Below are 12,367 nucleotides of genomic sequence, written 5' to 3' on the forward strand. Positions count from 1 at the left end.
TCCACTTTTTATATTCGAAGCATAAATTAGCTGTAAAATAAAAGAAGCATAAGTTGACCAGCACAATCCGCTTATGCTTCTTTTACATGGAACAATCACTACAGCTCATCAATTACTTTCGTTAGCTTTTGAAGCGCCGATAAAAAGTTTGTTAATTCTTCAGGTGATAAACTTGCATAATATTTTTCAGAAACCTGTTGCATATAGGCTTCCATTTCTTTTTTATATAACAAACCTTTTTCACCTAATTCAACTGAAAATGCACGTTTATCTTCTGCATGTTGCCTTCTGAAAATGTATCCGTCCATTTCAAGTTTTACTAATTGTTGACTAATGGCACTCTTCGTTACATTCATTTTTTCTGCTAGCTCTTTAGGGGTGGATGATGGGTACCGAATAATTAATGTTAATAACGTATATTGCTGATTATTTAAATTGAAATTCGTATAGGATCTTTCTTTCTTTTCAAGTAATATCCATAATTCTTCAAGTGTTTGATTGATTTCCTCAGCGATATTTTTATTTTTCATACTTGTCTCTCTCACCTTTTCTTCTCCAATTTTTCGGGTTTAAATACTTTTTATATTTTGCCACCACTTCTTTCCCAACAAAGACAGCACCTATTAAAAATAGAATTTCTCCTATTACTATACACCCTGGAATGACAATGGCCTTTATCTGCGTCGAAAGCGAAGTAAACGGTATGATTAAAGCACTCGCCCAAAGTAGAACATATATGACTAGAAGCCCTATTCCAACTTTAAAAAGCAATGGCTTTTTTTGTTTATTTTCGTTTGAAATTATTTCTTCTTCCATTTCAAAACCTCCGAACGCATTTTAATTTAGTTTACTTAACTAAACTATATATCAAGATTGATTTGATTGCAAGACTTTAAAATGTATTTACTAAAATTGCGTTTACTTGAATTCCAACCACATATTTTGAAAATAATTTTATTTGTATTCCTTATTAAAAAAACACCTCTTCCGTGGAAAAAGTGTTTTTTATACTTTGGCAATCTTATGATATTGATTCGTTTTAAGAAAATCTGTTGTCACCTTTGTATATTCATTCTCTTTCGATTCGACAGAAATATCATGTCCTAATTTTTGAGACAGATCTTTTGCTAAATTATAAACCTAGCCTCTTTAATTTCGTATGAACTCGTCCATTCACTCCTAAAAAAGAACGGAACCAGACGGTTCGGTCCTTTTTGTTTTATAATAATCTCTCTTATTTTTTCTACAATATTTTCTTATAAATCTTACGCTAACACAGCTCTTGATTAACTTATCCTGAAATATTATGAATTTGCGTTCAACTTATCTAAAATACTTTTATCTATTTTTGCTTGATTCACTTTAGCTATTTTAGAAACAATCCCACGGCGATCTTCCCAATCAATCAAATAATATTGATTTTTTTCCAATTTATTTTGTACGGAAATTTTTAGTTCTCTTTCTTTCCCTTTTTTATCGTACACCTTCTCATCGTAAGCATGATACGTAAGAACTTCTCCATTACTCAATTTTTCATTTTCTACTGTAGAATCCGTCATTACTTTTACATAATATTGTTTAGTTGAATAATATCCATTCCCTGACTTCATATAGTAGAAAGCACCTCCTACTATAGCTAATAACACAAAAATTCTCATGATCCATTTCATATAATAATACCTAACCTTTCTATTCTATTTGTAAGATTTATACCCATTAAAATATAAATCTTCCTTACCTTAAGTATGCTTTAACCATAAAGATGGTACAATCCAGCTTCCTTACACTCACTTTACATTTTTGTAATTCTATCATTTTACAAAAGTTTTTTAAGTTGGCCGCAAACAAAAGAACATAAACTTTTTAAAGTTTTATTCCTTCAATTGCCGCACTTTTAGCAACACTTGTCCAAGTAATAGGAATTTCATTGCAATCCATTTTACGTGAAGAAGTAAATCGACGCCGATTAACTATATAAGGAATTACATTATTAATCAGTTTTGGAAAGAATAAAGTGAAACTTTAATCAGTGGGGGTCTTACTGCCCGTTAATGCGGGATAAAATTTGTGACTAAGTAAAAAAGCGCCCTACTTATAGGGCGCTTTTTTATACTTAATGATTAATACTAGCTGTTGGGTATAATGTTGTTCCTCCAATTGAAACTTTTATTTCATTTGTTAATGGAACATTTTGTTCATTAATAATTGTTCTCCACCATTCCCATGCAAGACCTGTACATTCTCTTGCTACGATCTTTATATTTTTTGAATTTGGTGGAAGAGGGATAACTGTAGAGTAATGAGCCGTTTTGTCTTTTCCGCTACCATCCCATGTTTTATGTGTTAGTACTTCGTTACCCTTTTGGTCAAATGTGAACTCATCCCAAGATACATCAAATTGAGCAACGTAAGCACCGTAATGATCAAGTGTCATTTTAGCACTTGAATATTCTGTAGTTGTCGTTTCAATATAATCTGTATTGTTATGAACAGCAGCAGTTGCATTATCTTTTAAGAAAGTACTTGTATATGAAATTGGGTATGCTGGATTTTTAAGACTTAATTCAGCATTATCTTTAATGATATTTCGGATTTCATTGAAATCCTTAGTAACAACCTTGTTATGCTCTTTCGCATCTCCGCCTAATACTACAGCAGTAAAGGTACTTTCTTCAAAAATATCTTTATACTGTCCACTCGTTTCGACGCTGTTATTCTTAAGTAAGGCTTTAAAAGCAGCTTGTACATCTTTACTCTTAGATGTTGTTTCTAATTTTACATAAACAGTTCTACCATAAGCTACATTTGAAACCATAACAGGTGGAGCCGAATTACTTACACCTTTACGAGTTAACTCACCAAAAGTAACACTATTATCAAAAAGATCGGATGGATTGTTAGGTAGTTCAGCACTTACGGTATAAAATATTTGCTTATATGCCGCTACCATCACTTTCTTCTCTCCATTTGCAACCGCATTAAAATCAATGTTTAGACTGTTATCAAGATATTTAGCGTTAACGTTAAGGGCACTTGCGATTTGTGATTTACTATAAACCATAGATTCCGTATACTGCATTCTTGCAGGTAACGTATGTGTTTTAGAATACTTTTCATTCCAAGTAGATACTAAATCGTCTACTGCTCCAGCTACATTACCATATGTCGGATTTTGGACAGTAATTGTATTTTCTTTTCTCATGCCAGGTAAGTCTATACTAATATTCAAAGGCTTTCTCTTAGCCACTAATAAACTAGGTTGATTGTCTGCAAAAGCTTTATTTGCAAGTTGTACCGCTCCTGGATACGTGCGATTCACTACAGAATCAATAATTGAAATATCGACTGGTGACGTTGTAAGTGATTTTTTCTCGCGTTCCACTACTACAAATTTACCATTTGAATTGATACTTTCTTTCGGAACAAAACTCTCTACTTTATCACCATTTACAGCTAAAACCTCTTGATTATTATATTTAAGATTTGCTATACCAGTATCAATGCCACTAGCATTTTTGGTTACATCAGTTGCATTATTTACTTGTGTTTCTGCGAAGGAAATAGATGAATAATTAATAGTGCATAGACTAACTAATAAACATGCAAGGAACTTTCTTCTTTTATCTCTTTTCTTAATATTCAGAAAAATCACCCCGTTCTTTTTTTAGTAAGATATGATAATGATTGATAAATGATAGCTAACTAATACACTTACATAAATGCTTTTAAAAGTTCTTGAATTAACGGGATTACGCCACCTACAAATTTCAAAACTGCCATTGCGATTTCCATATTATTTCCTCCTTTTTATTGCTATGAAAATGTGATTTATCTTTATGCCCTCATTATAGTGACCCCTTACACTTTTATCAATACACTCTTATATGCAATATTACATATAAAAAACCAAGCTGAATTCTTTTAAAAAGTTATACAGAGATATTTTTTTCGCTTGGTAGATACTTGAAAAGGTGAAGTATTCTTTTGCACTTTATGAGTAATCACATAAAAAAAGCTGCTGCCTATAAACTACAGACAGCAACTTCAACTAGAGTAACTTGCATAATCTACGCAAGCTACAGTATTTTTTTACACTTTATAACTAATAAACAGCGATTGGACCATAAGGACCATCAAGAATTTCAATTTTTGTTTCAAAAATATCTGTCAAAATCTTTGAATCCATAACCTCTTCTACTGTTCCAAAAGCAGCAATTTGTCCATCTTTCATAGCACAAATTTTATCAGAGTATTTGGCTGCAAAATTTATGTCATGCATAACAGTCAAAATTGTTCTTCCAAATTCATTAGCCGCACGTCTCAAATGCTCCATCATTTGAACAGAACGAGCAACATCCAGGTTGTTCAGAGGCTCGTCTAAAAGTACATATTCAGTCTCTTGGCACAATACCATCGCTACATATGCCCTTTGTCTTTGACCACCGGAAAGCTCATCTAAATATCTATTCTCTAGACTAGTTAAATCTAAGAAATCGATATATTTAGAAATAATAACCTCATCTTCTTTAGTTAATCTTCCCTTTGAATAAGGAAAGCGCCCAAATCCAACTAATTGTCTAACAGTAAGCCTAGTTACAAAATGATTTTCTTGTCGCAATATAGTCAAAATTTTTGCTAAGTCTTTTGATTTAGATTCAGAAACATCCATATTCGCTACCTGAATTTGACCTTCATCCATATCTAAAAGTCTTCCAATCATCAATAGTGTCGTTGACTTTCCAGCACCATTTGGCCCAATTAAAGAAGTAAAGCCCGCTTTTGGTATTTCAATATCCAAAGGTCCTATTTTCACCTTATCAGTATAGAACTTTTTAACATTATCAATTTTTATCATAAAGCCCTCTTCCTTAAAACTATAATTAAGAATATGATTCCACCAAATAATTCAATAATAACTGAAACTACACCTTGAGCATGGAATACATGATACATTAAAAAGTATGCACTCGTCATTATTAAAAATCCGATTGCAAAAGCCATTGGAAAAATATATCTATGATCATACGTTGACGCCGCCTGATAACTCAAAGTTGCTACTAAAAAGCCGTAGAAAGTAAGTGGCCCAATTAGAGCTGTTGAAATGGACATCAAAATAGCAACTAATACAAGCGTATAAATTACACTAGGTTGATATTTAACTCCAAAAGAAGTAGCAACATCCTTTCCTAGTGACAAAACATTCAACTTCTTAGAATGAGCAAAAATTAATACTGCTACAATTATAATCATCGGAATTACAATAGGAAAATATGCAGGGTCCGCATGATTAACAGAACCAAATAATTTCGCTTGTAAAATATCAAACTCTGAAGGCGCAAGTAGCTTTCTCATAAAAGTTGACACTGAATTCAGTCCAGTACCAATAATGATTCCAACTAAAAGCATAAGTTGTAAATTCCCGTATTTACCGGAAAGTAACCATCCATAAAGTATCAAACTCATCAAGACCATCGCAACAACTTGGAATAAAAATGATCCAATTCCATTAAAGTTTATTAATGCACCAGCACCAAAGAAGAATATTGTACTCGTATGAATTGCTGAATAAAGTGATTCGAAACCTAAAAGCGAAGGAGTAATAATCTTATTGTTCGTAATAGATTGGAAAGCAACTGTCGACAAGCTATGGCAAACTGCCGCAATGATCATCGCAACAATAGCTATTATCCTTCTCTTAACAACTGGGATAAAAGAAGGTGAATCTATCGGAACTGGATTGTTATACACTAAAAGTCCATATGAAGAAAGGAGGCCTAAAGCAATCAATGTTATCAGTACAATCCAATAACGTCTTGCTTCCTTCTTAGAACGAAAAGCGCTAGCTGATCTACTTTCATTATGAAGGCTAGAATCGATTTCGACATTTTCTTTATTTCTATAGTCTAATGTGATCATCGCAGCCTCCTTGGTTTTCTTTTTCTCAATAAAATAGTAATAAACACGACTGCTCCCACTGATGCAAGTATTAAAGAAACAGGTACTTCAAAAGGCTTTATAATTGTTCGAGAAATAATGTCACAGGTAGTTATTGTCCCCATTCCGATCACACATACCCAAGGTAAATTACTCCTAAGATCATCCCCTCTAAACATTGAAACAATGTTTGGAACAATTAATCCTAAGAAAGGTAAGTTTCCAATAACAGCTGCAACAATTCCAACTGCAACAGAGATAAGGCCAGTCCCAAAAAGAACAATTCTATTGTAATTAACGCCAAGGCTTGTTGCGACATCTTCTCCTAGTCCCGCTAAGGTCAATCTATTAGCGTACATAAAAATAAGCAAAGTAACGATAACAATCAGCCATAAATATTCATATCTTCCCACCTGAATGTTAGCAAATGAACCTACAAACCAAGTTTCAATACTTTGCGTCATTTGAAAAAGGAGTCCCAAAAAAGTAGACACTGCAGAAATAACTGCTCCAAGCATCAATCCAATAATCGGGACAATTAAAGACGAACGAAGCTTAACTCTTCTTAAAAATAGAAAGAAAATCATAGTTCCTATAAAAGAAAAAATGATTGCACCAGTCATTCTTTGAACTAAAGTCGGAGCAGGAAATAGTAAATACACAAAAAGCAGGCCTAAGCCTGACCATTCAATAGTCCCCGTTGTAGTAGGTTCAACAAAACGATTCTGTGTAATTAATTGCATTACGAGCCCCGCCATCGCCATTGCAGCTCCAGTAAGCATTAGTGCAATTGTTCTCGGAACACGAGTGATGAAAAACATCTCCATTCCGTCCTCTTGTCCACGTATATCATAAACGCCAGTAAACAGTGATATAATCCCTAAAATTATAACAACTATAACCGCTATTATAAAAGGTTTTGTCCATATTTTATTGTGATTATAAAACTGGGGTTGAGAAGTATTCTCAACCCTAGAAATCATATTTTTTGACACTGTTTCGTACTCCTTTACACTACTTAGCTAAAGTTTTTGCGATATTTCCAAATAACTCTATATAAGTCTGAATTGATTCATTTGTGTAAGTATCTGCTGGTGCATAAACAACTTGTTTTTTAGAAACAGCAGTTGTGTTTTGAAGAGCTGGTGATTTAGAAATAACATCTTGAGCAGGAGCTGAAGTAGCAGCATCAGATGTTGCAGCATCACGATCTAATACGAAAAGCCAATCAGGATTTGTTTGTGCAATAGCTTCAACAGAAACGTCATCACCTTTATGACCTGCAGTAGAATTCGAAACTTCTAATGCTGGAGTCCAACCGAAAATTTCATACATTGGTCCCCAAACACGACCAGAATGTGGAGCAGCAAAACCAATATTACCACCAGTAACGATAACACTCATAACTTTATCTTTTCCGTTATAAGCAGATTTTGCTTTTTCAATAGATTTATCAAAATCAGCTACTACTTGTTTAGCTTCTTTATCTTTATCAAAGATTTTTCCTAAAGTAATTGTAGAGTCTTTAAGACCTTTTACTAAGTTTTCGCCAGGCTTAGTAGCCTTCTCAGAAACATCAACATTAAGGTCAATAACTGCTGCATTTGGCACTAATTTTTTGATTTCTTCGTAATGGCCAGCGAATCTTTGACCAACGATTACAAGTTCAGGGTTTGCCGCTGCAATAATTTCAAGATTTGGTTCGCGGTGATTCCCAATATTTTTAACTGAATCATCTTTTACATATGCTGAATCTGCAGGCATTACATCCTTTGGAGCAGCCGCTAATTTAATTCCCCAATCAGCTAAAGTTTCAAAAGTTCTATTATCTAAAGCAACTACATTCTTTGGATTTACAGGGACTTTAACAGTTCCATGTGCATCAGTGATTTCAACCGTTTTTGGCTTATCACTACTATCACCTTTATTAGCCTTCGAAGTTTCTTTACCTGAATCTGAGCAAGCTACTAACATTAAAGTGAAAATTGCTAGAATACTTACTAATTTTAAAAGCATAGTTTTTTTCATACGTATACTCCTTATAATGTAATTTAGTTTGAAAATGATAACGTCCATAGATTAAATTAGATAGTAACTTTTATGCATCTAAATTGCTATTGATAATCATTTTCATTTGAATATCCTGTTAATAAGTATAGTCATTAATTCTGTGAAAATCTTGTGAATGGTGCGAATTAATAAAACCAAGCATAAATTGGATGCCAGAAGTAATATTTGAAGTCAGGCATGTTGACTAACCATGATTTATCCTACAAAACACACCCATTAATAGCTAGTATTTTCATCATCCATTGCCTGATAGAAATATGCTTTTTACATCTTTTAATGCTTCTCAGCAACTATTTGATTATTAGATTTAATAGTAAAAAACGAGTAAAACTGAATGAAACAGTTTTACTCGTTTTTTCTATTATAACAAACTGCACTTTACCTATTATCTTATTTTTATCATTCAATCATTGAATAGCCTCTGCCATGTATCGTTTGAATATATCTGTCTTTCTTCTCGCACTTTAATTTTTTTCTTACATACCCAATATATAAGTCTACTACGTTTGGATTTACTACTACGTTATATCCCCAAACCTGATTCAAAAGCATTTCACGGCTCAATATTGTGTTTTTATTCTTGATCAAAAATACAAGTAAATCGTACTCGCGCTTCGTAAGCGAGAGATTTTCACTACCTTTTTTCACAATATTGCTAGATGCATCAACAAAGAGATCTTTAAACTGAAAAAAGTTTATCTCATTTTGCTGGATATAGTCACTTCTCCTTAAAATTGCTTTAACCCTTGCTACTAATTCTTCTTTCGCAAATGGTTTTCTTATATAATCATCAGCTCCTGCTTGTAACCCTGCTATACAATCCTTGCTAGAAATATTGTCGGTCACAATAATGATCGGTGTCGTTTTAACAAGTCGTATTTGTCTACAAATTTCTGGTCCCGATATGCTTAATGAATCCCAATCCAATATGATAATATCCCAATCTTGTTCATATATTATATTTAAACCCTGGTTTTCATTGTGAAGTTTTAAAATGAAATGGCCTTCTTGCTTTAGACCGCTTACGATTTTCTTTGCTAAAGACCGTTCATTCTTAATTACTAACACCTGCTTCACCGATGGTTCACCTCTACTTCAATATAACTTAGTTAGATAAAAATTATCCCGAAAAAATAATTTAAGATTTATAAGTATTAAACTCCCAAAAAAAAGTCATTGTAACAGCTTATTAGGAGAACTCTATATAATCTTACAATAGATATGGATGAAAACACAAAACATATGAAGATTTAAATAAATGTTATTTAATCATTAAGGAGCAGCTATAGTATCTACCTGCTTATCATCAATAACTATTTCTTCATTTTGTGTTTCAGGGATACCGCCCCCGCCCCATAACGAGATTTTTATCTTCTACAGTTATTTATGAGAGTACAGCCGAGATACGTATAATTTTAAGTATTAGTCTTGCTTTTATTTTATCTATTTACAATAAAGTTTCTCTCTTGGTCTATATGGATTAACACTAATCACACAATTAACAACACTTTGTTTTAAACTTCTTTATTGTAAATTAAACAACTTTATTATTTGTATACACCATTACCAGAAAAACTCCCTAAAAAGTAGAAAAATAAATAACCAATTCCTTAACGTACAAGAAATCGATTATTTTGTATCTACACGTACAAGTTTCTTTTTTTGATATGATGAGCCCTAATGATATTGTCCAATCCGGTGTAAATTCCTCAATAACAATGGATCTTTTCATATTTCTAATGCACCTTATGTATTTTACGCTTAAACATAATATTAAATTTAGAGGAGCAAAGTCACGTCAAGTGAATAGAATTCACTCTTTAAGAATACATAAAATATATACACACAAGTTTCGCCTACTTATTAGTGAACATAGGATTCTATAAATTTTGGAGGGAGAGATATGCCAAAAAAGGTTCTCCTGTTTACAGATTTGGGAATTGATGATGCGTTTGCTATACTGTACACCTTTTTTCGTAAAGACATTCAACTTGTAGGAATTGTAGCCGATTATGGAAATGTATCAAGAGAAAATGTAATAAGAAATATTAACTATTTGAAGTACATTGCGGGAAGAGAAGAGATACCTGTATTCCTTGGTGCTTCTGTACCATTGACAGGTATATTGATTCAGTATTTCCCCGAGGTACACGGAAAAGTCGGATTAGGTCCTATTATTCCCCCTGAAATTCCATATCCAGTTTATCCCTTAAATGATATTTATCAAATTATAGAATCAAATTTAGAAGATCTTACAATTATCAATTTAGGAAGACTCTCTTCGCTAGCCACGACTTTTGTATTGAATTTAGAAACAATGCGAAACGTAAGAGAATGCATTTGCATGGGGGGAGCTTTTTTCTATCCAGGTAACGTAACTGCTGTGGCTGAAGCTAACTTTTACGCAGACCCTTATGCAGCAAATTTGATTCTGCAGCATGCGAAGAACTTGACAATTATTCCTTTAAATGTGACTCAACATGCGATTGTTACACCTGAAATGGTCCAGCAAATTGATACATTTCATCGGAATACACAAGACCTTGCAGGACTCATCATCAAGCCTATGCTAGACTATTATTATAATTTCTACTCCAAGTCTAATCCTGGTATAAGTGGCAGTCCTATGCATGATTTTGTAACAGTGTGGTATTTGCTGAATCAAGAGGCTGTTAGCCTTTCAAGAGTACCCATTAAAATAATTCCTGATCAAGGAGAAGGATTTGGTCAAAGCATTGCAGATTTTCGCTTTGTTGCTAATCCAGGCTATACAATGCATAATGTAGCTTTTCAGTTTGATTATGAAAGATTCAAAAAGGATATTATGGAGACGTTCTTAAAGAAGAGAGTATAACATGCTTTATTAATTTCAGATAATAAGAATCACGCGAATAAAAATTCACTTTACTTAATGTATAGAAATCCGAATTTTTTAGGTTAAAATTCGCCTAGTAGGGATCCCCCACATGCCCATCGAATCAAAAATTTTCACCAAAAAGATTATTTATTAGTTTTGGGGTATTTGCTTTTCCTAGCTTGATTGTAATGTGGTCCTTAAAATGTAACAAGAAGCGTAAAATGGCTATTCTACGCTTCTTGTTACATTTTATTTTTGGAACCATAACTTTTCCACAAACAAAAAGAACCATAACCTCGCCAATCTGGCAAAGTTATGGTTCATGTTATACAAAATAAAAAAACCACCAAATATGTATTGGTGGAGACGGTGGGAGTCGAACCCACGTCCAAAAATATCGGCACTTAAGCTTCTACGAGTGTAGTCGATATATTAGCATTTCGCGAACTCTTCGGCCTATCGACAGGCTTCCAAGTTGCTAGTCTGATTGTTCTCTTCCTTCGCCCTCAGACGGCGAACTCCGGCGTAGTCCACTTAGTTTGAGTCCCTTACCCTACCACATGGACGATGGAGGGAGGAACCTTTAGTGCAATTAAGCAGCTAAAGAAAGATTGTTTTGTTTGCCAATTATAGGCTTTGACGTTTTAACGAGGCCGATCCCCTCGACTCGCAACCTAAGCTCGAACTATCCCTGTCGAATCCGTAACGTCCCCATGATAAAAATGGAGCATACGAAGAAATATCGTGATAGCTACTAAGAGCTGTTTTTCAATGTGCAACAATCTTACATAAGTTATTATATCATACGCGCGCCGTTTTACAAATGTAAATATCTGTATTACATCTTTTGGCGATCACGGAACGCGCGTGCAATTTCACGTTTTGCTTCTTTTTCTTTTAAATCGTTACGCTTATCATATTGCTTTTTACCTTTTGCTAAACCAAGTGCCATTTTTGCAAATCCATTTTTCAAATAGATTCTAACTGGAACTAATGCATAGCCTGTTTCTTTTGAAGCACCCGTTAACTTCTCAATTTCTTTTTTATGAAGAAGTAACTTTCTCGTACGAAGCGGATCATGGTTGAAACGATTCCCTTGCTCGTACGTACTAATATGCATATTATGAACCCATACTTCACCATTATGTACACGTGCAAACGCATCTTTCAAGTTCACGCGTCCAGCGCGAATCGACTTAATTTCCGTTCCTTGAAGGACAAGCCCTGCCTCGTATGTTTCTTCGATGAAATAATCATGAAATGCTTTTTTATTTTGTGCAATAACCTTACCTGTACCCTTTGGCATATAACGTCCCTCCTCTATTTTTACTATTGTAACAAATGTTAATAAAAAGCGAAAGTGGCCCGCTCAGAATCTTTGGACATTGGAACTCCCGACAGAGAAGCGCTTTTTGCTTCGTCCTAGGGAGTGAAATGGCCAATAGATTCTAGCCACTGTAGCTGGATTACAATAAAAAGCGAAAGTGGCTCGCTCTTAAGCCACTA

General features: G+C 33.8%; 11 protein-coding genes and 1 other RNA gene. 1 reads left to right on the forward strand and 11 read right to left on the reverse strand.

What is annotated here, in order from left to right; genetic code table 11:
- Nucleotides 1–98: 98 nt before the first annotated feature.
- The 9 genes from KVT31_RS13640 to KVT31_RS13680 all read right to left on the reverse strand — a co-directional run bounded on the left by KVT31_RS13640 (nt 99) and on the right by KVT31_RS13680 (nt 9,081).
- Nucleotides 99–530: a MarR family winged helix-turn-helix transcriptional regulator gene (locus KVT31_RS13640; RefSeq protein WP_088098348.1), complete on the reverse strand. Its 432-nt coding sequence runs from the start codon at nt 528–530 to the stop codon at nt 99–101.
- Nucleotides 520–816: a transporter suffix domain-containing protein gene (locus KVT31_RS13645; protein ID WP_088098349.1), complete on the reverse strand. Its 297-nt coding sequence runs from the start codon at nt 814–816 to the stop codon at nt 520–522. The genes KVT31_RS13640 and KVT31_RS13645 overlap by 11 nt, the downstream gene beginning before the upstream one ends.
- 488 nt (nt 817–1,304) lie before the next feature.
- Complete coding sequence (locus KVT31_RS13650; protein WP_048542465.1) at nt 1,305–1,670, reverse strand: YxeA family protein; 366 nt, start codon at nt 1,668–1,670, stop codon at nt 1,305–1,307.
- Nucleotides 1,671–2,113: 443 nt separating this feature from the next.
- Complete coding sequence (gene alo / locus KVT31_RS13655; RefSeq protein WP_088098350.1) at nt 2,114–3,652, reverse strand: anthrolysin O/cereolysin O family cholesterol-dependent cytolysin Alo; 1,539 nt, start codon at nt 3,650–3,652, stop codon at nt 2,114–2,116.
- A gap of 450 nt (nt 3,653–4,102) precedes the next feature.
- Nucleotides 4,103–4,855: an iron ABC transporter ATP-binding protein gene (locus KVT31_RS13660; protein WP_088098351.1), complete on the reverse strand. Its 753-nt coding sequence runs from the start codon at nt 4,853–4,855 to the stop codon at nt 4,103–4,105.
- Nucleotides 4,852–5,916, reverse strand: a complete 1,065-nt coding sequence (locus tag KVT31_RS13665; protein WP_088098352.1) for an iron chelate uptake ABC transporter family permease subunit — start codon at nt 5,914–5,916, stop codon at nt 4,852–4,854. The genes KVT31_RS13660 and KVT31_RS13665 overlap by 4 nt, the downstream gene beginning before the upstream one ends.
- Complete coding sequence (locus KVT31_RS13670; RefSeq protein WP_088098353.1) at nt 5,913–6,929, reverse strand: ABC transporter permease; 1,017 nt, start codon at nt 6,927–6,929, stop codon at nt 5,913–5,915. Before KVT31_RS13670 ends, KVT31_RS13665 begins: the two co-directional genes overlap by 4 nt.
- Before the next feature lie 19 nt (nt 6,930–6,948).
- The gene (locus KVT31_RS13675) at nt 6,949–7,962 is read right to left on the reverse strand and encodes a siderophore ABC transporter substrate-binding protein (RefSeq protein WP_088098354.1); all 1,014 of its coding nucleotides are present in this window, start codon (nt 7,960–7,962) and stop codon (nt 6,949–6,951) included.
- Between the two features lie 441 nt (nt 7,963–8,403).
- Complete coding sequence (locus KVT31_RS13680; RefSeq protein WP_088098355.1) at nt 8,404–9,081, reverse strand: response regulator transcription factor; 678 nt, start codon at nt 9,079–9,081, stop codon at nt 8,404–8,406.
- Nucleotides 9,082–9,907: 826 nt separating this feature from the next.
- On the opposite strand from KVT31_RS13680, the gene KVT31_RS13685 reads away from it, so the two are divergent.
- On the forward strand, nt 9,908–10,858 hold the full coding sequence (locus KVT31_RS13685; RefSeq protein ID WP_088098356.1) for a nucleoside hydrolase: 951 nt from the start codon (nt 9,908–9,910) through the stop codon (nt 10,856–10,858).
- 361 nt (nt 10,859–11,219) lie between these two features.
- On the opposite strand, the gene ssrA is transcribed toward KVT31_RS13685, so the two are convergent.
- Nucleotides 11,220–11,574: a transfer-messenger RNA gene (gene ssrA / locus KVT31_RS13690) on the reverse strand.
- 125 nt (nt 11,575–11,699) lie between these two features.
- Nucleotides 11,700–12,167: an SsrA-binding protein gene (smpB, locus tag KVT31_RS13695; RefSeq protein ID WP_001123922.1), complete on the reverse strand. Its 468-nt coding sequence runs from the start codon at nt 12,165–12,167 to the stop codon at nt 11,700–11,702.
- Nucleotides 12,168–12,367 lie beyond the last annotated feature (200 nt).

The sequence above is a fragment of the Bacillus sp. GbtcB14 genome (assembly GCF_019091205.1).
Classification (GTDB): domain Bacteria; phylum Bacillota; class Bacilli; order Bacillales; family Bacillaceae_G; genus Bacillus_A; species Bacillus_A cereus_AG.

Bases quoted from the DNA above. Each gene is read 5' to 3' on its own strand.
- KVT31_RS13640 (WP_088098348.1), bottom strand. From the start codon at position 530: ATGAAAAATAAAAATATCGCTGAGGAAATCAATCAAACACTTGAAGAA.
- KVT31_RS13645 (WP_088098349.1), bottom strand. From the start codon at position 816: ATGGAAGAAGAAATAATTTCAAACGAAAATAAACAAAAAAAGCCATTG.
- KVT31_RS13650 (WP_048542465.1), bottom strand. From the start codon at position 1,670: ATGAAATGGATCATGAGAATTTTTGTGTTATTAGCTATAGTAGGAGGT.
- KVT31_RS13660 (WP_088098351.1), bottom strand. From the start codon at position 4,855: ATGATAAAAATTGATAATGTTAAAAAGTTCTATACTGATAAGGTGAAA.
- KVT31_RS13665 (WP_088098352.1), bottom strand. From the start codon at position 5,916: ATGATCACATTAGACTATAGAAATAAAGAAAATGTCGAAATCGATTCT.
- KVT31_RS13675 (WP_088098354.1), bottom strand. From the start codon at position 7,962: ATGAAAAAAACTATGCTTTTAAAATTAGTAAGTATTCTAGCAATTTTC.
- KVT31_RS13685 (WP_088098356.1), top strand. From the start codon at position 9,908: ATGCCAAAAAAGGTTCTCCTGTTTACAGATTTGGGAATTGATGATGCG.
- smpB (WP_001123922.1), bottom strand. From the start codon at position 12,167: ATGCCAAAGGGTACAGGTAAGGTTATTGCACAAAATAAAAAAGCATTT.